At 68.9% G+C, this 20,241-nt stretch carries 15 protein-coding genes, 2 tRNA genes and 1 pseudogene; 15 read left to right on the plus strand and 3 right to left on the minus strand.

Annotated elements, in window-relative coordinates; genetic code table 11:
• Nucleotides 1-8 precede the first annotated feature (8 nt).
• The 7 genes from IPG05_12085 (at nucleotide 9) to IPG05_12115 (ending at nucleotide 8,040) form a co-directional block, all read left to right on the plus strand.
• Nucleotides 9-95: transfer RNA gene (locus IPG05_12085), tRNA-Ser, on the plus strand.
• 74 nt (nucleotides 96-169) lie between these two features.
• Nucleotides 170-343, plus strand: coding sequence for a hypothetical protein (locus IPG05_12090; protein ID MBK6495818.1), 174 nt, complete (start codon nucleotides 170-172; stop codon nucleotides 341-343).
• Nucleotides 340-1,278 carry an ABC transporter ATP-binding protein gene (locus IPG05_12095; protein MBK6495819.1) on the plus strand — a complete coding sequence of 313 codons (939 nt, stop codon included), beginning with the start codon at nucleotides 340-342 and terminating at the stop codon, nucleotides 1,276-1,278. The genes IPG05_12090 and IPG05_12095 overlap by 4 nt, the downstream gene beginning before the upstream one ends.
• A complete protein-coding gene (locus IPG05_12100) occupies nucleotides 1,271-2,077 on the plus strand; it encodes an ABC transporter permease (GenBank protein ID MBK6495820.1) in 807 nt (268 codons plus the stop codon). The genes IPG05_12095 and IPG05_12100 overlap by 8 nt, the downstream gene beginning before the upstream one ends.
• A 62-nt stretch (nucleotides 2,078-2,139) precedes the next feature.
• Nucleotides 2,140-4,533, plus strand: coding sequence for a transmembrane domain-containing protein (locus tag IPG05_12105; protein ID MBK6495821.1), 2,394 nt, complete (start codon nucleotides 2,140-2,142; stop codon nucleotides 4,531-4,533).
• Nucleotides 4,534-4,603: 70 nt separating this feature from the next.
• Complete coding sequence (locus IPG05_12110; GenBank protein ID MBK6495822.1) at nucleotides 4,604-6,289, plus strand: hypothetical protein; 1,686 nt, start codon at nucleotides 4,604-4,606, stop codon at nucleotides 6,287-6,289.
• 8 nt (nucleotides 6,290-6,297) lie between these two features.
• On the plus strand, nucleotides 6,298-8,040 hold the full coding sequence (locus IPG05_12115) for a peptidase M14 (GenBank protein MBK6495823.1): 1,743 nt from the start codon (nucleotides 6,298-6,300) through the stop codon (nucleotides 8,038-8,040).
• An 84-nt stretch (nucleotides 8,041-8,124) separates the two neighbouring features.
• Here the strand turns inward: IPG05_12115 and IPG05_12120 are convergent.
• The 3 genes and pseudogenes from IPG05_12120 to IPG05_12130 all read right to left on the minus strand — a co-directional run bounded on the left by IPG05_12120 (nucleotide 8,125) and on the right by IPG05_12130 (nucleotide 13,003).
• Nucleotides 8,125-10,463: pseudogene (locus IPG05_12120) on the minus strand (DPP IV N-terminal domain-containing protein).
• 130 nt (nucleotides 10,464-10,593) lie between these two features.
• Nucleotides 10,594-11,391 carry a hypothetical protein gene (locus IPG05_12125; protein MBK6495824.1) on the minus strand — a complete coding sequence of 266 codons (798 nt, stop codon included), beginning with the start codon at nucleotides 11,389-11,391 and terminating at the stop codon, nucleotides 10,594-10,596.
• Nucleotides 11,285-13,003, minus strand: coding sequence for a M28 family peptidase (locus tag IPG05_12130; protein MBK6495825.1), 1,719 nt, complete (start codon nucleotides 13,001-13,003; stop codon nucleotides 11,285-11,287). The genes IPG05_12125 and IPG05_12130 overlap by 107 nt, the downstream gene beginning before the upstream one ends.
• 126 nt (nucleotides 13,004-13,129) lie before the next feature.
• Between IPG05_12130 and IPG05_12135 the strand changes: the two genes are divergently transcribed.
• From IPG05_12135 to IPG05_12170, 8 genes are all read left to right on the plus strand, one after another.
• On the plus strand, nucleotides 13,130-14,161 hold the full coding sequence (locus IPG05_12135; protein ID MBK6495826.1) for a multicopper oxidase domain-containing protein: 1,032 nt from the start codon (nucleotides 13,130-13,132) through the stop codon (nucleotides 14,159-14,161).
• A gap of 82 nt (nucleotides 14,162-14,243) precedes the next feature.
• Nucleotides 14,244-14,332 (plus strand) — tRNA-Ser (locus tag IPG05_12140).
• 33 nt (nucleotides 14,333-14,365) lie between these two features.
• Entirely contained in the window at nucleotides 14,366-15,310 is a 945-nt protein-coding gene (gene msrP, locus IPG05_12145) for a protein-methionine-sulfoxide reductase catalytic subunit MsrP (GenBank protein ID MBK6495827.1), read from the plus strand.
• 4 nt (nucleotides 15,311-15,314) lie between these two features.
• Entirely contained in the window at nucleotides 15,315-15,953 is a 639-nt protein-coding gene (locus IPG05_12150; GenBank protein MBK6495828.1) for a sulfoxide reductase heme-binding subunit YedZ, read from the plus strand.
• The gene (locus IPG05_12155) at nucleotides 15,950-16,378 is read left to right on the plus strand and encodes a hypothetical protein (protein MBK6495829.1); all 429 of its coding nucleotides are present in this window, start codon (nucleotides 15,950-15,952) and stop codon (nucleotides 16,376-16,378) included. Before IPG05_12150 ends, IPG05_12155 begins: the two co-directional genes overlap by 4 nt.
• A gap of 117 nt (nucleotides 16,379-16,495) precedes the next feature.
• Nucleotides 16,496-16,990, plus strand: a complete 495-nt coding sequence (locus tag IPG05_12160) for a carboxypeptidase regulatory-like domain-containing protein (protein MBK6495830.1) — start codon at nucleotides 16,496-16,498, stop codon at nucleotides 16,988-16,990.
• A 27-nt stretch (nucleotides 16,991-17,017) separates the two neighbouring features.
• Nucleotides 17,018-18,868, plus strand: a complete 1,851-nt coding sequence (locus IPG05_12165; protein MBK6495831.1) for a TonB-dependent receptor — start codon at nucleotides 17,018-17,020, stop codon at nucleotides 18,866-18,868.
• Nucleotides 18,865-20,175, plus strand: coding sequence for an exo-alpha-sialidase (locus IPG05_12170; protein MBK6495832.1), 1,311 nt, complete (start codon nucleotides 18,865-18,867; stop codon nucleotides 20,173-20,175). The genes IPG05_12165 and IPG05_12170 overlap by 4 nt, the downstream gene beginning before the upstream one ends.
• The last annotated feature ends 66 nt before the right edge of the window (nucleotides 20,176-20,241 follow it).

Here is a 20,241-nt window from a genome sequence, read left to right on the forward strand (position 1 = left end):
GGAATCCAGGACAGGTGTCCGAGTGGTTGAAGGAACCGGTCTCGAAAACCGGCAAACCGGCAACGGTTTCGAGGGTTCGAATCCCTCCCTGTCCGTCGATTCGCCCGAGGGGCGCTCCCAATCCCGGGGGCGCCCCTCCGGCTTTCCCCTCGGGGTGCTATCCTTCGGTATGGTCCTTCCGCTGCTCCTCGCCACGCAGGGCTCGCTTCCCGAGGCGTGCATCCTGACCGGCCTCTGCAACATCGTGCAGCCGGCCCCGCCGGTTGCACCCGGGGTCCTCTTCGTCGCGGTCGGCATGGTGTGGGCCGGCGTCTGGGGAATGCGCCGCCGTCCCGTTCGATGACCAGCGCGGTCCAGCTCGTCGAGCTGCGAAAGACCTACCCCGGTTCCACGACCCCAGCACTCGACGGCATCTCCCTCGACGTCCCTGCCGGCTCGATCTATGGCATCCTCGGCCCGAATGGCGCGGGGAAGACCACCACGATCGGGATCTGCACCACCCGCGTCCGCCCGAGTGGCGGCACCGCCACCGTCGCAGGCCGCTCGGTCGTCGATGACGCCGTGGCCGTTCGCCGAGCCATCGGCGTCGCCGCGCAGGCGCTGACACTGGACCGCTCCTGCAGTGTCTCCCAGAACATCTACTTCCATTGCCGCTATTTCGGCGTCGGGCATGCCGAGGCGAAGCGCCGGACGGCCGAGCTGTTGGAGCGCTTTCGTATCGCCGATCGTGCCGATGCCATGCCGATGACACTTTCGGGTGGCCTCGCACAGCGCGTCCAGCTTGCCCGCGCGATCGCGCACCGCCCCAGTGTCCTCTTCCTCGACGAGCCCACCGCCGGCCTCGATCCGCAAAGCCGCCTGGCCCTGTGGGATCTGGTGCGAGGTCTGATCACCGAAGGGATCACGGTGGTGCTCACCACGCACTACATGGAGGAGGCCGACCAGCTCTGCGATCGGCTCGCCGTCGTCGACCATGGTCGACTCCTCGCCGAGGGGACGCCAACCTCGTTGAAGCAGGAGGCTGGCGGCAACGCCGTGGTCGATGTCCACTTTGCGGGATCGCGCGACGAGGCGCAGCGCGTGGTGGCCGCGGTGGCCGGGGTGCGCGAAGTCCACCCCACCGACGCGGGGCTGCGGATACTGGTCGAGCCGGACGGCGCGGGAGTGCCTCGCGTGGTCGCCGCGGTCGCGGCCTTCGGCTTGACGGACCTCAAGGTGGTCGAGCCGTCGCTCGAGACCGTCTTCATCGGACTGACCGGACGCGATCTCCGTGAGTAGTACACCTGGCGGCACCTTCGCGTCGGTCCTCGGCCTCTGGTCGCGCGACCTCGCCGTGCTGCGGCGCGAGCTCTTCCCGTTCATCCTCCGGGTCGTCGCCAATCCGCTGCTCACCGTCTTCGTCTTCACCTACGTGTTGCCGAAGAGCGGCCAGTCGATGCCGACCGCTGCGGCGGCGGGTTCCTTCGCGACGGTGCTGGTCCCCGGGCTGGTGGCCGTCGCGATGATGTTCACGGCGATCTCCGCAGTGGCGTTGCCATTGAGCGTGGAACTCGGCGCAACCCGGGAGATCGAGGACCGCGTGCTGGCCCCGATTCCACTGGGCACGGTCCCGTTGGCGAAGGTGGCCTTCGGTGCCTTCCAGGGCATCCTCGCCGGGGCGGCGATCTTCCCGATCCTCTTGGTCCTCCCCGCGACCGAAGTGCACGTGCGGGTCGCGAGCTGGCCGATGTTGATCGCGATGCTGCTGCTGGCGAGCTGGACCGCCGCCGCCCTCGGCCTCTTCCTCGGCACCGCGATCCGGCCGCAGCAGATCGGATTGATGTTCGCCGTGGTGCTGACGCCAATGACCTTCCTGGGCTGCGTCTACTACCCGTGGGCCGCGCTCCACGCGATACCGTGGCTGCAAGCCGTGGTGCTGGTCAACCCGCTGGTGTACATGACCGAGGGGCTGCGGATCGCCCTCACGCCGGACGTCCCGCACCTCTCCCCGGTCGTCACGGCGGTGATGCTGGCGCTCCTCGGCGCGGGGCTCACCCGACTCGGGGTCCGCGGCTTCATCCGGCGAGTGATCGCCTAGCCCTTTCGCGCCCGGGCCGGTCAACCGATACTGCGAACAACCCCCACCATGTCGGAGTCCCTGTGCGCCTCGCCCCGTGGTTCGTGCTGCCGGCGTTGCTGCTCGCGTGCGCGCCGGAACCGGAAACGCCGACGACCCCCGTGCTGCCCCCGCCACCACCCGCGGCGGCCCGCGGCCACTGGTCCGATTCGCTGACCTGGGCCCCCGGCCTCATGCCGGTCGCGGGTGCGGATGTCACGATTCCCGTCGGCGACACCGTCGAACTCGATGTCTCCCCGCCGCGCCTCAATCGGCTCACCATCCTCGGCGCATTGGTGGTGGCGCCTGGGCGAGACATCCAACTCACCGCGCACGAGGTGCACGTCCGCGGCACGTTCCGGATCGGTACTGAGGCCGCGCCCTACACCAGGCGATTCACCCTCACGCTGACCGGGGTCCCCGACGGCGTGGTTACCGCACTGGGCAGCAAGGTGCTGGCGGTCTTTCCCGGCGGCACGCTCGATATCCACGGCGAGCAGCGCCTCGGCTGGACCCGATTGGCAGCGACCGCGCCTCCGGGCGCGACCACCCTCTCGCTCCTCGAGCCCACGAATTGGCGGATCGGTGACCGGGTCGTGGTGGCGTCGACCGACTTCGATCCCGCCGAGGCCGAAGAGGCGGTGGTGACGGCTGCCACGCCGACGAGCGTGACGCTGGACCGCGCGCTTCGGCACGAGCACTGGGGCACGGTGCAGCAGGTCGCCGGGCGGAGCGTCGATGAGCGGGCCGAAGTGGGCCTGCTGACCCGCAACATCACGGTGCAGGGTGACTCGAGCTCGAGCAACGGGTTCGGTGGCCACTTGATCATCTTCTCAGGCGGCACCGCGCGCATCGAGGGCGCCAGCTTCACCTCGATGGGGCAGAGCGGCCTGGTGGGCCACTATCCGTTGCACTGGCACATGGCAGGCGACGTCACCGGGCAGTACATCCGCGACGTGGCCATCTGGCACACCTTCAATCGCTGCCTGACCATCCACGGCACCGATCGCGCGGTGGCCCAGCGCAACGTCTGCTACGACCACCTCGGGCACGGTTACTTCCTCGAGGACGGCGCCGAGACCGGCAACACGATCGAGGGGAACCTCGGACTCTCGGCGCGCACGCCGGCGGCGAACGTCCGCATCCTCGCCTCGGATGCGAACCCGGCCACCTTCTGGCTGACGAACCCCGACAACACCGTCCGGCGGAATGTCGCGGCCGGCTCGGTCGGCTTCGGCTTCTGGTACGCGCTGCCGGCGGCTCCCACCGGTTTCTCCACGGGGCAGCCCGATCGGCCCCGCAACACGCCGCTCGCCGAATTCAGTGACAACGTGGCGCACTCGAACCGCCGCCCTGGCCTCAACGTCGACGATGGACCGAAGCCGGACGGCACGACGGAGACAACCTCGTTCAACCCGCGCGCCGGCGCGGTGAGCAACGGGGCACCCGTGGTGGCGACCTTCCGGAACTTCTCCGCGTGGAAGCACACCTCGCGGGCCGTCTGGCTGCGTGGCTCGTCGCAGCGCCTCGACAACGCCGTCCTCGCCGACAATCTGATCGGGGCGACGTTCGCCTCGTCGGAGACCTTCTTCGAGAATTCGCTGGTGGTCGGCGAGTCCGGCAACGTCACGCCCTCGCCGAACGCCAGTTTCCCGATCCGGGGCTACGAGTTCTACGACGGCACGGTGGGCGCGACCAACGTCACCTTCGCCAACTTCGTCACCACGCCGACGCGACCGGCGAGCGCACTCGGCTACAATCGCCGCAATGGCTTCCCGATCTCGCAGTTGAACTTCGGGACGGCGCTCCGCTTGGTGAATGCCAACGGTGCGTACCTTGAGCCGGCCCAGGCCGACAAGGACGGCGATAAGTCCGCGCTCTTCCGCGATATCGATGGCGGCCTCACCGGCACACCGGGGATGACCGTCATTGCCGACGTCCCGCTGCTCGTCTCCCCAGGCTGCGTCAAGCGCGTCGAGTGGAACGCCTGGCAGTGTGCCAACCGCTTCCTCGGCCTCAACATCGACAGCGAGGGGAATGAACCCGTCGCGCCGATGTCGCTGCGGCGTGACGATGCCGCCACCGTCTCGCTGGTTGGCGTCCCCGGCAATCTCAAGACGGTGCGGATGTCGGTGCCGATGGGCCGACGCTTCGAGTTGGCCTGGGTCACCGCCATTCCGAGGCGGTTGAAGCTCACGCTGCAGCGCGGCGACGTAGGCGACTGGATTCAGGTGGCCATTCCGTACCAGGCCGGGATTCCGTTCTCGGTGGTGCGCGACTTCGGGACCAGCACCCCGCTACCGGCCGCCGCCTCGCTCGCCGAGGTGGTGAACGGCTCGGGCGACCGGTACTACTGGGACGCGGCCACCTCGATCCTCCACGCCAAGCTCTTCATCCGCTCCGGGCGCACCAGCACCACGCTGCAGGTCATCGGCTAGCGACCTCCGGGAGGCGCGGGTTAGACTTCGCGGGTTCACTCCCGCAGTGCCCTGCCTCCCAGAGGTGTCCATGCGCGCAGTCCTTGCGACGGCCCTTGCCGTCGTGCTTGTCGCCCCCATGCCTGCGCAGTGGCGCACGCATCAGGCGCTCTCCTCGTCTCTCCAGACTCTCGTGACCACGCATCGTGGTCGTGCCGAGGTGACGGTGCTCGCCACCTCCCCGGGCGGCCGCGCCGTGCAGGCGCTGCGGATCGGCGCGGGTGCCGACGTGGCGACCCGGCCCGCGCTGCTGGTTGTGGCGAATGCCGCAGGCTCGCATCTGGTGGGCTCCGAGATCGCCGTGGCCACGGCTGAGCGACTCCTCGCCGCGTACGGTCGGGACGCGGCCGTCACGGCGCTGCTCGACCGCACCACGATCTGGTTCGTCCCCCGGCTCAATCCGGACGCCGCCGAGGCGTCGTTCGCCCGGCCGCTCACCGAGCGGGTCGGCAACGGTCTCGCCTACGATGACGACCGTGATCAGCGCATCGACGAAGACGCGCCGGACGACGTGAATGGTGACGGCGTGATCACCGTGATGCGGGTGGCGGACCCGAACGGCGAGTGGCTGGTCGACGAGACCCAGCCCCTGTTGATGCGGCGCGCCGATCCCGCGAAGGGCGAGGTGGGCCGCTTCCGCCTGCTGGGCATCGAGGGAAAGGACGACGACGGTGACGGGCGCCTCAATGAGGACGCGCCGGGCGGTACCGACGTCAATCGCAACTTCCCGTACAACTATCTGCATCACGGCGCGAACGCCGGGCTGCACTCCATGTCGGCGCCCGAGGCCCGCGGCCTGGCCGAGTTCCTCGTCGCGCATCAGGAGATTGCCGCCGTGTATGTGCTCGGCCCGCAGGAGAACCTGCTGCGGCCCTGGGAGAATCGCCCGTCGATGGGGATCGCCAACGAGGCTGGCGTGCGTGCCCCCGAGGGGACCAGCGCCGGTGGTCAGTTGAACTCCATTCTCCGCGCCGATCAGGCGACCTTCGCCGAACTGGGGCGTCGCTTCCAGCGCAGCACCGGACTCACCAAGGGGCCGGCGTCGGCACCAAGCGCGGGCGATCTGCTCAGCTCGCTCTACTACGTCTTCGGGAAGTGGGCAGTCGGGTCGCGCGGCTGGTGGGTGCCCGATGCGCCGCGGGACACGTCAGCCCGGGCCGCCGCGACGGATGGCAACAGCGACGATCGCAACGCCCTCCGCTGGTTCGACTCCCAGGGCATCAGCGCCTACGTGCCGTGGACGACGGTGACCCTGCCGGGCGAACGCGGCGTGGTCGAAGTGGGCGGCTGGAAGCCGGGCGCCCTCCTCAATCCACCGGCCGGCGCCCAGCTCGACTCGACGCTGGCGCGGCAGGAACGGTTCGTTCGCGAACTCGCCGGGATGCTGCCACGGGTGGCGTTGCGCGCAGCGCGCGTGGAGGCCGTGGGTGACGGGGTCTGGCGCGTTGCGGTGGAGGTCGCCAACGACGGCGCCCTCCCGACCACCACGGCGCTCGGCGCGCGGATGCGCAATCCGCGCGGCGTGCGCGTCGACCTGACGGGGCAGGGGATGACCATCCTGAGCGGCAACGCGGTGCAGCTGCTCGGTGCCCTCGAGGGCGCCGGGCGTACCACCACGCTCGAGTGGACCATCGCCGCCCCTCGCGGCACCACGCTGCAGCTGACGGTCGGGTCGCCGGTCAGCGGCAGTGCCACCCAGACCATCTCCCTTCGGTGAGGCCGACGATGCTCACGCGTTCCCTCGCCACGCTGGCGTTGCTCGTCGTGGTGGCCGCGCCGGCCTCTGCGCAACAGGCTCCCGCCGCGCTCGGCTCACTCGCCGCAGCCGGTTCTCCCAAGGCACCGAAGGTGATCCTCAACTGGGATCGCTTCTACGACCATGCCGCCATCGGCGAAATCGGCCGGCGGCTGCAAGCGGCCCACCCGAATACCTGCCGCCTCTCCTCGATCGGCAAGAGCTTCCAGGGCCGCGAGATGTGGCTGCTGACGGTGACCGACTTCACCAAGGGCGACCCCGACAAGAAGCCGGCGATGTACATCGACGGCAACATCCACTCGAACGAAGTCCAGGGCACCGAGTTCTCGCTCTACACGGCCTGGTATCTCTGCGAGATGCAGGGCCAGAACGCCTGGGTCGATTCACTGCTGGCGACGCGGACGCTCTACATCGTCCCGACCATCAACCCCGACGGTCGCGAGCACTTCATCAAGCAGGCCAACACCGCCTCCTCGCCGCGCACCGGGTTGGTGCCGCGCGACAACGACGGCGACGGCAAGGTGGATGAGGACCAGCTCGACGACCTCGACGGCGACGGCCACATCACCCAGATGCGGCGGCGCAACCCGAACGGTCGCTTCATCGAGAGCCCCGAAGACCCGCGCATCCTGATCCCGGTGCTGCCCGGGCAGCGTGGCCAATGGGACCTGCTCGGTGGCGAAGGGCTCGACAACGACGGCGACGGGCAGATCAACGAGGACGCGGTCGGCGGGTATGACCCGAACCGCAACTGGCCGTGGCGCTGGCAGCCGCAGTACGTGCAGGGCGGCGCGGACTTCTATCCGACCTCGCTCCCGGAGACCCGTGCCGTGATCGAGTTCGCACTGGCGCATCCGAACATTGCCGGCGCGCAGAGCTACCACAACAACGGCGGGATGATCCTCCGCGGGCCGGGGTCGCCGCAGGACGAGTTCCGCCCGCAGGACGTGGCCGTCTTCGACCAGATCGGGCGGACCGGCGAGCGCATTCTCCCGGGCTATCGCTACATGATCGTCTGGAAGGATCTCTACATCGTCTGGGGCGGCGAGCTTGACTGGTTCTATGGGGCCCGGGGCGTCGTGACCTTTTCCAACGAACTCTGGACCAGCTTCAAGCTGTTCGAGAAGGCGGAGACCAGCACCAACCGGTATGACCGGACCGACTACGAGTTCGACCGGCTGCTGCTGTTCGGCGATGCCTTCGTCCCCTGGAAGGGCTTCAACCATCCGCAGTATGGCATGGTCGAGATCGGCGGGATGAAGAAGAACTTCGGTCGCACCGAACCCGGCTTCCTGATGCAGGCCGAAGCGCATCGCAACATGGCGTTCTCGCTCTATCAGGCCTGGCAGATGCCACAGGTCGAAGTGGACACCATTACCACCCGCGCGCTCGGCAACGGCCTCACGGAGGTCACCGCCATCGTGGCGAACCGTCGTCTGGTGCCGACGCACACGCAGCAGGATGTCGAGAATCGGATCTCGCGCCCAGACTACGTCACGCTGACGGGGGGCACCGTGCTCACGGGCTACCGGGTCATCAATCCGAACACCGGCGCCTCGATCGAACAGCCCAAGTCCCCGGCTCGCCTCGAGTTGAGCAACATCCCGGGCAACTCGGTGGTGACCGTCAAGTGGATCGTCCGCGGCGGCGGGCCGTTCACGGTGACCGTCGACGCGGAGAAGGGTGGGTCGCACAGCCGCACGTTGCGCTGAATACACCGATCCCCGGGCAGCCAGTCATCGGCTCCCGGGGATCAGTGTATCCTGGCCCCTCAGCGGCGCGGCCCTGCCGAGGGCTCAGCGCCCGCCAGCGCCGATCTGATACTCCCGCGGCGGGGTGGCGTGCAGCAGGTGGGTGACGAAGTAGTCCCACCGGCGCCGCATCATGTAGTTGCTGGCGGCGCCGAAGCCGTGGCCGGCGTTGGGGAACATGAGCAGGTCGAAGTCCTTGTTGGCCTTGATCAGCTCGTCGACGACCAGCCAGGTGTTGTTGGGCGGCACGTTGTTGTCGCTGGTTCCGTGCGCCAGCAGCAGCTTCCCCTTCAGGTTCTTGACGAGCGTCTGGTTCGCTTCGGCCGTGTAGTTGTCGGTGCCGTTGGCGTTCTTCGTCAGCAGCCCCTGATAGCGCTCGCCCCAGTCGTCCTCGTAGACGCGATTGTCGTGATTGCCCGATTCCGCGATGCCGACATGGAAGAAGTCCGGATAGCGGAACATCGCGTCGGCCGTGGCGAAGCCGCCGCCCGAATGGCCCCAGATGCCGACGCGCGTGAGGTCGATCCACGGGAAACGCGCGGCCAGTTCCTTCATCCCCGCCACCTGATCGGGCAGGGTGTTGTCGCCCATCTTGCCGTAGTAGGCATCCATGAACGACTTCTTCCGGTTCGGCGTGCCCATGCCGTCGATCTGCACCACGACGAAGCCGAGCTCGGCGAGCGCGGCGGCGTCACCGCGGGCGGCCGAGAAGGCGCGCGATCCCATGCTGCCGGTCTGCGGCCCGGGGTAGATCTGGTTGATGATCGGGTACTTCTTCGCCGGGTCGAAGGTGCTCGGCCGGAAGAGGACGCCGTAGATGTCGGTCGTGCCGTCGCGGCCCTTCATCGTGATCCGCATCGGCGGCGTCCAGCCGGTGGCCGTGAGCTTCGAGACGTCGGTGCGGCCAAGCTCCTGCAGGATCCTGCCGGTGGCGTCGCGCAGCACCGTCACCGGTGGCGTGTCCGGGGTGGAGTGCGTCGAAATGACGTACTTGCCGCTCGGCGAGAGCTGCGCATCGTGCTCGAAGTCTTCGGGAGTCAGCGCGACGATCGGATCCTTGTCGATGTTCACTCGATAGAGGTGCCGGAAGTACGGATCGCCCTTCGGGTCGCCGCCGAGCCCGGTGAACCAGACGGTGCGCGTCGGCTCATCCTCGCGGACGATCGCCGACACGTTGCAGGCGCAGTTCGTGGCGGTCCGCTTCAGCTGGCCGTTGTCGAGGTTGTAGAGGTACAGCCGTGCCCAGTCCTCGCGCTGCGAGTACCAGAGGATCTCCCGCGTCGCCCACCAGACCCGCCAGCCGCTCCGCGATTCGAACTGCGTCGGCGACGTCTCCTGCATCACCTCCTTGACCGCGCCGGTGGTGGTGTTCGCCAGCCGCACCCACACCTGCTTGTGATCGCGCGAGACTGAGGCAAACGCCAACTCACTGCCGTTGGGCGAGAACTTCATGTCGTTCATCGAGAGATTGTCACCGAGGGTCGAACGGTGCTGGTCCGGGGCCATCTTCAGCCGCGTGACCGTGGCGCTCGGCACGTCGATCACCACCCGCTCGATCATCGTCACCACGCTGTCGCCCGGGAGCGGGTACTTCCACGCCGGAGCTGCGGCGGGCCGACCACCACACTGACCAGGTACATGTCGCTCACCTTCCGCTGGTCCTGCTGGAAGGTCGCGATCTTCTTCGAGTCCGGTGACCAGAGGACCACCGCTCGGTCGCTGGTGCTCCAGCCGGCATTGTCGGTGGCGTAGCCATAGTTCGGCTTGCCGTCGGTGGTCAGCGCGGTCTCCTTCCCGCTCGCGACATCACGGACCCAGAGGTTCCAGTCGCGAATGAAGACTGCCTTGCTGCTGTCCGGCGAGGTGACGCTGAGTCCGCCCGCGCCGCCGCGCCCGCCACCACCACCGCGCCCGCCGAAGCCACCCGCCGCGCCACCACCCGTCGCGACACCGGCATCGGCACATGCCTTCCCGGCGCGGTCACACGCCCAACGCCGTCCGGCCGCCGCCACCGTGACGGTCTTCTCGTCGGCCGACAGGTCGAGGGTCTGGAACGGGAGGGCGTCGGCCGAGATCGTCGTCTTGGTGACGCTGCTCAGCTGGGCCGCCACGGCGGCATGGTCGAACAGCGGCACCGCCTTCTTCGAGGCGGGCGTCACCAGGAAAAACTCCCCCTTGGTGCCGGTCGCCTTGCGGTACCAGAACCGGTCACCGCTCAGCCAGGTGGCGCGACCGGCGCCACCAGTCACCAGCGGGGTGGTCGCGGCGGCCAGGAAGCGCTCGGCACGGGCATAGTCGGCCGCGGTGACCTCCTGCGCGGCGACGGGGAGGGCGACGGCCAGGGAGAGGCCGGCGGCGAAGGTCACGGAACGGAAAGAGCGCATGCGGGCGCCTCGGGCAGGGTGGGGTGCACTGTGTGGGGAACCCCGAAGTTGCCTCCCCGGTCGCGAACAACACAAGCCCGGAGGGGCGCCGACGTCGGCGGCTCCCTCCGGGCGCATGCGGTTCAACGGATCAGGGCACGACCAGGTAGGGCGACAGGGCGAGGTTGATCAACCCGCCCAGCGAGGTCGTGTTGAAGTAGTTGGTGCGCGTGGCGTCGAGCAGCGAGGGTGCCCACGGCTGAACCCCGGCGTACATCAAGTCGCGCGGGTCGTTGCCGACATGGCCATCGAAGGCGTGGTTCGGCGCGGCGGCATCGACGACGCCGAGGATGTGGAGGATCTCGTGCACCATGACGAACTCGAGGTACCCCGGGGCTGCGGTGGGCGAGGTGGCGAAGGCATTGGTCGCGCAGCCCGCGGCCCCCGGCGGCGTGCCCTTCAGGTAGAGGCCGGCGATCCGCCCCGGCAGCGCCGGGGGACGCGGCGCACTGCCGCACGCGGTCGTGTTGACGCCATCGAAGTACACCGCATACGCCTTGGTGGCGCTGTTGAAGCCGAGCGCGGCGAGGTCCTTCTCCAGCGAATCGCGCATGGTGATGCCGTAGCCGGCGTACTGTGCCTCGGTGCGGGCCAGCCGAACGAAGGCGATATCGAGTGCGCCCTGGAAGGTGTCGAAGCGGAAACGCCGGCCATTCGCCTGGCCGGCAAACCACCGCTGCCACGACGAGACCGTCCGGTGAATGGTGCGATCGGTGTCGAAGCCACGATCGGCCGCATCCGAGGGAAGGGCGTAGAGGAACTTGACCTGCGGCAGCCCCGAGTCATCGGTGCGGTCCGTGCTGATCCGCGCATTCACCGCCAGTGAATAGGTGAGGGTGCGGGTCGCCGTCGCGCCGGCGCTGACCTCGGTCGGTCCACTGACGGCCATGTAGCCGACACCGAGATCGGCGGTCAACGGCGCAGTGATCGTGTAGCTCCCCGGGACCAGGTTGGGGAGGGTTGCCGAGGCGGTGAGGTTCTGCGTGAAGCCGCCGGGGCCGGTGAGCTGCACGGTCGGAAGGACGCCGCCCGGCAGTCCCTCGATGACGAGGTTGAGCGCGCCGGAGGAGGCCGTGTAGGTGACCGTGACGCTCGCGGTGGCGCCTGCCGTGACTTGGGCGGTCGGGGCGGTGGCGGGGCCGCTGAACGCGTAGAGTGTCCCCGCCACCGCGGGGGCGGTGACGGTGTAACTGCCCGGCGCGAGGCCGGTCAGCGTCTGCGCCGACGTCAAGGTGGTGGCGAATCCGCTGGGACCGGTGACCTGCAGCGACGGGGTGCCGCCTCCGGTCAGCCCCACCACCTGGACGGTGAGGCTGCCGGTGGTGGCAGGTGGGGTGGTGGGCTCGGAGCCACCGCCGCAGGCGCTCAGGGCGGCGAGCAGCGCGATGGCCAGAGGGAAGCGAATGCAGCGCATGGGGTCGACTCCTGATGGGGAGAGAAGGGCTCTCCCCATCATGCGCAGCGCGCCACCGAATCAGCTCACGGGGTCGTCGCCACCCGCGCCACCGGCGCGCCTCGTCGAAGCGACGAATGAAATCCGCGACGGTGCGGATCACGCCGACATAGAACCCCGGCATCAGTCGCTCCGGCGTGTCGCTCGGCTTGTGATAGTCGGGGTGATCCTCGACGCCGAAGTAGACGAACGGAATCCCCTTCCGGTGGAACGATCCCTGGTCGGACTGATTCGTCCAGTCGTTGCCCGGACCGGCCGCTGGCGTGTCGTGACCGATCAGCGTGGTGACTGGTGAGCAGGCAGCGGTCGCCTTCACCAGCGGCAGCAGCTGCGGGTACTTGCCCGGGCCGGAGGCGTAGACCTCGCCCTTCGCGTTGCGACCCACCATGTCCATGTTCACGTTCACGAGGATCTTCTCCAGCGGCACTGTCGGGGCATCGACGAAGCCGCGGCTCCCGGGCATGCCGCGCTCTTCGCCGTCGACCGCGGCCAGCACGATCGAGTGCTTCGGTGGAGACTTCCGAAAGTGTGCCGCGAGCGCGACCAGCCCGGCGGCCCCGGAGGCATTGTCATCGGCGCCGTTGTAGAGCGAGTCCCCGTCGATGGCGCGCCCCATGCCGACATGATCGTAGTGGGCGGTCACGACGATGTACTGGTCCGGAAACGCCGTGCCGCGGATCACGCCAACAACATTGAACGCATGGTCGATGTTGTTGTTGCGCGGCGCGGCGATCACGGGCACTCGGTGCAACCGCCCCGGGGGCAGCGTCGCGATGCCCAGCGCGTCGAAGCGCGAGGCGAGATAGTCCCGGGCCTTGGCCCCTTCGAGGGAGCCCAGCGCGCGGCCGCGCATCGAATCGGCCGCGAGCCGGAAGACGTCGCGCAGCAGGCCGACCGAGTCGAGCGCCGGCAGCGGCGTGCAGCCAGGATGGGCCGGCGGGATCACGGCCACGTTGCGCGGAGCCTGCGCGACGCCCGGCGTGGTCGAATGGCCGGCGCAGGCGGCAAGGAATGCAATCAGCGGGAGCAGGGAAGGGCGGCGACGCATCGGGGTCCCGGGAGCGGAGGGAAGAGGGTCCATCGTTGGAATGAGGGGAAGGGTATCGCATTCTTCCTCACTGGGCCAGCCGATGCATCGCGTTACCTTCCGTTCTCCCCCCACCCGGAGCCCACCATGCCTTCGCGCACACTGCTGCTCGCCTTGCTCCTCGCTGGATGCGGCGGCAAGACCGCTGAGCGACCGGCCGAAACTCCACCGACGGATTCGCGGACCGCACCGACCGGCGCTTCCCCGGCGCCCATGTCGCACGGCGAGGCGAAGGTGAACGACCCGGCCGTCCCGTTGCACCGCGCCGCTGACGCCCCGCCGCGGAGCACGGCGCGCCGACACGCCGTGCGGATGACCACCTCGCACATGCGCCACGTGATTGCCCCCGGCGTCGTCTACGACGGTTGGGCTTTCGACTCGGTGGTGCCGGGGCCAGTGGTCCGCGTCACGGTTGGTGACACCGTGGATTTCACCATCGTGAATCGTGCGCCAATTCCGCACTCGATGGACTTCCACGCCGCCGAGATCGCACCCAGCCGGGCGTACGTGAACGTGAATCCTGGAGATTCTCTCACCTTCCAGTTTGTGGCCCGTGTGCCTGGCGCCTTCATGTACCACTGCGGCACGGCACCGGTGGCGGCGCATATCGCCAACGGGATGTACGGCGCGATCGTGGTGGACCCCGCTCGGCCGCTGCCTGCCGCACGCGAGTTCGTCCTCGTGCAGAGTGAGTTCTACTTGACTCCCGCAACGGGACCGGACTCGTTGCATGCACTCGACTGGGGGCAGCTGCTCGACCTGACGCCCGACCACGTGGTCTTCAACGGTGTCGCGGGACAGTACGCCGCCCACCCGCTGGCCGTCGCGCCAGGCGAGCTGGTCCGCTTCTACGTGGTGAACGCCGGTCCGAATCGCGGCTCGGCCTTCCACGTGGTCGGCGGGATCTTCGATCGGGTGCGTGTCGGCGGCTTTGGCCTGCCGCTGGAAGGTGTGCAGACCTTCAACGTCCCGGTCGGTGGTGGGGTGATCTTCGAGGCGCGACTGACGGAACCGGGGATCTACCCATTCGTCAGCCACGCGTTCGCCGATGCCACCAAGGGAGCGGTCGGGATGCTCCGCGTCGGCAACCCTGGTCCGGCAGCGGCGGGCGGCCACTAGGTATCCTCGGGGGGCGGCCCGGTTGGCTCAAGTGCCGTCCCCCGGCTACTTTCCGCCCCGCGCAGGGCCGTTGCCTGCGCCTGGACAGGTGCTCGAGTGGTTGAAGAGGAACGCCTGGAACGCGTTTAGGCGGTTTACGCCGTCTCGAGGGTTCGAATCCCTCCCTGTCCGCTGTGGGAACCGAAGTCGCCTCTCGGGCGTAGGATCTGTGAACCCCTCCCCCGGAGCCCTGCCCGTGCTGATCCGCCGTCCCCCGACATTCGCACCGCCGAGATCACCGACGAATCGCTCTACCTCTCCCGACGGGAGTGGTTGGCCTCAGTCGGACTCGCGGCCGTGGCGATCACCCCCGGTCACGTGGCGGCGCTGGGCCGTCGGTGGCAGCAGGGCGGGGATCTCAAGCCGACCTCGTACAAGGACATCACCACCTACAACAACTTCTACGAGTTCGGGACCGGGAAGGAAGATCCGGCCGAGAACGCGCACACCCTGCGTCCTCGTCCGTGGTCCGTCGTGGTCGAGGGCGATGTCAAGAAGCCCGGGACCTACGACCTCGATGTCCTGCTGAAGGGAATTCCCGTCGTGGACCGTACCTATCGCCATCGCTGCGTCGAAGCATGGTCGATGGTCATTCCCTGGAACGGGATCCAGCTCAAGGACCTCATCGCCAAGCTCGAGCCGGGGCCGAAGGCGAAGTACGTCGAATTCCACACGCTCTATGACACCACGCAGATGCCGTTGCAGAAGAGCGACATCATGCCGTGGCCCTATGTCGAAGGACTGCGGCTCGACGAAGCGCGCAACCCGCTGACGCTCCTCGCCACCGGCATCTACGGCAAGTCGTTGATGAACCAGAACGGCGCCCCGCTCCGGCTCGTGGTGCCGTGGAAGTACGGCTTCAAGGGCGGCAAGTCGATCGTCAAGATCCGCTTCGTGGAGCAGCAACCCCGCAACAGCTGGCAGCTGCTGGCGCCCGACGAGTACGGCTTCTTCGCCAACGTGAATCCCGCGGTCGACCACCCGCGCTGGAGTCAGGCGCGCGAGCGGCGGATCGGTGAGTTCCTCAGGCAACCGACGCTGCCGTTCAACGGCTACGCCGCGCAGGTGGCGTCGATGTATGCCGGGATGGATCCCCGCAAGCTCTACTGAGCGGATGACCGCCTCGCAGTGGATCGGCCGGGTCGTCCGCCCGGCCGTGATCATCGGTGGCCTCGGCCCCGGGATCTACCTGGGCCTCGGCCTCCTCGGGATCACCGCCATTGATCTTGGCGCCAACCCCGCCGAGAAGCTGGAGCATTTCACGGGAACGACGACCCTCGTCCTGTTGCTGCTCTCGCTCGCCGTCACACCCCTCCGAAAGGTCACCGGGATCAATCCCCTGGTCCGGCTCCGCAAACCGATCGGACTCTGGGCCTTCGCCTATGCAGTGGCGCACATGGGCTGCTACCTGGTGTTCGACCAGTCGCTGCTCTGGGGCGAGATCTACTACGACATTCTCAAGCGCCCCTACATCACGGTCGGTTTCTCCGCCTTCCTCATCCTCCTCGCGCTGGCGCTCACCTCCAGCGCCTGGGCGATTCGTCGCCTCGGCAAGCGCTGGAACACGCTGCACAAGGCGGTCTACATCGCGGCGGTGCTCGGGGTCTTGCACTACCTCTGGCTCGTGAAGCTGGACACCTCGACCCCGATCGCGTTTGCGCTCGTCCTGATCGGCCTGCTCGCGGCCCGGATCAGCCGTCGACCACCCGCCCATCCCCGACCGACCGACACGGAATTAGTTTCCCCGGCGTGATCACGACGCGCGGCCCCCTCCGCGGACTTTCCGCTCTGCTGCTCCTGCTCTCACCCGGTGTCGGGGGGCAGCTGCTGGCGCGCCTGCATCCCTGCCCGGCGGCCGTCTTTGCGCCGGCCGCTGCTCCCGGAACAGGGTGGGGCGGCGGTGGAGATGGCCGGGCATCCGCACGCGCATCAGACCTCGCACGCCGCTGCCCCGGCGAGACGCCGCCGGCGGACGGACACGACCACTCCCCAGGGACGTGCGACTGCCTCGGCAGCTGTCACACGCCCGCGCTCGTCGCCGCGCCGCAGGCGCAGATTGTCGTCGTCGCCACTGAGGCGCAGCCGGCAGTGCGCGCCAGCTGGCCGGCGATTGAATCCACCGTGCCCGCGCGGCCGGTGGATCGACTCCCCCCAACCACCGCACCTCCCAGCGCTTAGGGGGGCGTTTCCGCCCCATCGTGTCCCGACACCTGCCCCCATCCGGGGGGCGGGTGCCTTCACGTTGTGCGTGTTGGTGCGCCGCGCCCCGGTGCGCCACTTGAGAGGAGTTGCGTGATGCGTTTCCCCCTGAATTCCCTGATCGCCCTGCTGGCGGTGGCAACAGCCGCCCCGGTCGCGGCCCAATCCACCGGCGGGCTCGCCGGTGTCGTTCGCGACAGCGCGACCGCGCGCCCGATCGCCGACGTCCAGGTTTCCGTGCGCAACCGCGCGGCCACCACTGACGGAGCCGGCCGGTGGCGGTTGGAGCAGCTGCCCGTCGGACCGGCCGCGGTCCCGGCCCGGCGTACCGGGTACCGCCCGGTGAAGCGCGCCACCACGGTGGTGGCCGCGACCACGGTGCAGCTGGATGTCACCATGGCCGAAGCCGCGACGACGCTGACCCCGATTGTGGTCAGCGCCACCCGCGACCGTCGCTCGTTGGCGGAAGTCCCCGTGGCCGTGAGTGTCGCCGACGAGACCACTATCCAGTCCGGGCGGACCGCCGGACTCCACGAGGTGTTGCGACTGACGCCGGGCGTGCAGGCCACCTCCCGGCTTCGGCCTCGATGACGTCAACCTCTCGATTCGTGGTTCGGCGTGCGCACCACCTTCGGGGTGCGCGGCGTGGCGGTCGTGGTTGATGGCGTCCCGGTCACCGAACCCGATGGCCAGACTCGGCTCGACATCATCGAACTCGCCACGGCACGTCAGGCCGAGGTGGTCCGCGGGCCGGCCTCCGCGCTGTACGGCGGGACGGCGGCGGGCGGCGTGGTCAACGTGATCTCGCGGTCGCCCGAGGAAGCGCGCGGCGTCACGGTACGCGCGAGCGGGGGCTCCTTCGGCTTCCGCAAGTACGATGGAACCGTCGGCGCAGCAACCAAGGATGACAGGCTCGGCGGGTACCTCTCCGGGACCTGGACCGAAAGCGATGGCTTCCGCATCAACAACACGAACCTGATGAAGCGGCTCAATCTGCGTGGTGATTGGCAGGCGGCCGCGCGCACCCGCGTGACGCTCGAGGCCAGCACGTCGGATCTCGACATGACGATCCCCGGGGCGCTCACCAAGAACGAGTTCGCGACGACGCCGTTCGCCGCCGAGCCGGCGACGGTCACCAACAAGTACGGCCGCCGCGATGTGCGGTGGCGCGCGGGGCTCAAGGTGGACCAGGGCGTGACGATCGGCGGGCGTGACGCCACGGTCGCAGCCTACGGCTTCTACGGCGGGCGTGAACTCGACCACCCGATCTTCCAGGTGATCGACCAGAACCTGCATCGGGCGCAGGCGGGCGCGCGCATCGCCGTGCCGCTCTCCACTCCGGACCTGGGCTGGCGGCTCACGACGGGCGCCGACTACGACGTGCTGTATGGCTCGTCGGATCGCTTCGCGAACGTTGCCGGAAGCCGGGGCGCGCAGACCGTCGGGCAGCGCAATGAGGTGCCCAATCTCGGCGCCTTCGGCCAGCTCGAGGGGCGGATCGCCCCGGCGGTCTCGTTCACGCTCGGCGGGCGCTGGGATCGGGTGGAATACGGGGTCACGGACTACCTCGCGCCAGCGAAGTCGGCCGCACCGCATTTCACCCAGGTCTCGCCAAAGGGAACGCTCTCCTACCGCCTCGGGGGCGAGGCCTCGATGTACGCCTCGGTGGCGCGCGGCTTCGATGTGCCCACGCTCGGCGAGATCACGGCCACGGCCGACCCGGCTGCCGGCTTCAATCCGGATCTCGGTCCGAAGCGACTCTGGAACTACGAGGTTGGCGTGAAGTCGCTGGTCGGCCGTCGCCTCTTCGTCGATGCGTCGATCTACCGCCAGGAGATCACCGGCGAGATCCTCCCGCGCAACACGGTCGTTGCCGGCACCAACCAGAGCGTCACCGTCTACGACAACGCCGGGCGCTCCCGACACACCGGCGTCGAGCTCGCGGCCACCGGCTACCTCTCGAATGCCATCGACCTCGGCGCGTCCTACACCTACTCCGATTTCCTGCTGCGGGACTTCTCGGGAACGGTGACCGGTTCGAATGGCCAGCCGGTGGTGACGGACTTCGCAGGGAAGGCGCTTCCCGGCGTGCCGCGGCACCGTTTCGCCGCCGAGTTGCGGATGCGTCCCGTGGCCGGGGTGCAGCTTGGGCTGACCGGCGAGTGGCAGAGCCGGCTCTTCGTCGACAACGCCAATACCGAATCCGGGACGCTGTATGTCCGCGGCTTCGGACCGAACCCCGCGATTGCGCAGGTGCCGTTCGGACAAGTGGACAGCTGGGGATTGGTCCACGTGAGCGCCACCTGGAAGCTGAACGGGCAGACGCTCTTCGTGAATGTCGAGAATCTCTTCGATGCGCGCTACATCGCGAACACCACCCTGAACGCCGCCAATGGCCGCTTCTATTCGGCGGGCGCTGGCCGCTATCTCGCCGCGGGCGTGACGCTGCACGCGTTGGGGCAGCGATGAGCGGCCGGGGGCGGGGCCTGCTGTTGCTCCTCGCGGCGACCGGCTGCGCGGGCGGCGAGCGCGCGCAGTCGCTGGACGCACCGCCCCCGGTGGTCGTCTCGGCGGCCACGGCCAACGGGGCGACCCCGATGTTCGCGGTCGCCGACGACGGGACAAAGCTGCTCTCCTGGGTCGCGGCGGAGGGAGGCGGGAGTGAAGGCGTCTTGCATCTGCGCAGCGAGGGCCCTCGCGGCGTGATCACCTCCTCGCTGGTGGATTCGCTGGGCGGGATCGAACCCCACGGGGAAGCGCCACCGGTCGTCGCCTCCGGAGGGGCGGGTGTGGTCTACGCACTCTACACGGTCGGCAAGGAGGGCGAGGGTCGCTTCCCGAAGAGCGCGCTCCGGTTCGCGCGGAGCGACGACGCCGGGGCCACGTGGAGCGTTCCGCTTTCGGTGAATGAGGGCGAGGCCTTCGGGTCGCACAATTTCCACTCCTTGCTCGCGGGTCCCGATGGGCGCGTCTATGCCGCGTGGCTGAGCAATGTGCGCGGCGCGTCGGCGGTTTGGCTGCGGTCCTCGGTGGATGGCGGGCGCACCTGGGACGCCGCTCGGGCAATTCACGAGGCGCCGACGTGCCCGTGCTGCCGGACGGCGCTGGCACTCGACGCCGATGGCACGCTCTACGCCGCGTGGCGCAAGATCTTCGACGGCAACGTGCGCGACATCGCCGTGATCGCCTCGCGCGATGGCGGAGCCACCTGGGCGGAGCCGGTGAAGCCGCGGGATGATGGCTGGGTCTTCGACGGCTGTCCGCATGCCGGCCCCTCGATGCGGGTCGGGAACGACGGCGTCGTCCACATTGCCTGGTGGACTGGCAAGCCCGGGGCGGCCGGCGTCTGGTATGCCCGCTCGGCTGACCACGGCGCCACGTGGCGCGCACTCCCGATCGACACGGCGCAGCAGTCGGCCCCCGCCCACGTCCAGCTCGCACTCTCTGCGGGGGGGACGGTGGTGGTCGGCTGGGACGACGGCAAGAGCGGGCGCCCCGCGATTCTGCTCCGCGCGTCAGCCGACGGCGGGACGGGCTTCGGGCCGCGACACACCGTGAGTGATGGCGAAACCGCCGCCGCCTATCCCGTGCTGGCGCTGCATGGCGATTCGCTGACGGTCGCCTGGTCCGCCACTGCAGACTCCGCCTATCGCGCCATGGTGGCGGCGCGCCCTGACATGAAGGACCCGAACGCCAAGATGGGCCTCCCCCGTGTCGGGCAGCAGGAAGTGGTGGCTCGGGCGATGACGCTCCGGAGTCTGACCGACCCGCGCTGAGCCGCACGCCGGCCGCCCGCAGTGGAACGCCCCCTTCCCAAGGGGGCGTTCTTGCATCAACCTTTG

The organism is Gemmatimonadota bacterium (assembly GCA_016704275.1).
Lineage (GTDB): Bacteria > Gemmatimonadota > Gemmatimonadetes > Gemmatimonadales > GWC2-71-9 > Palsa-1233.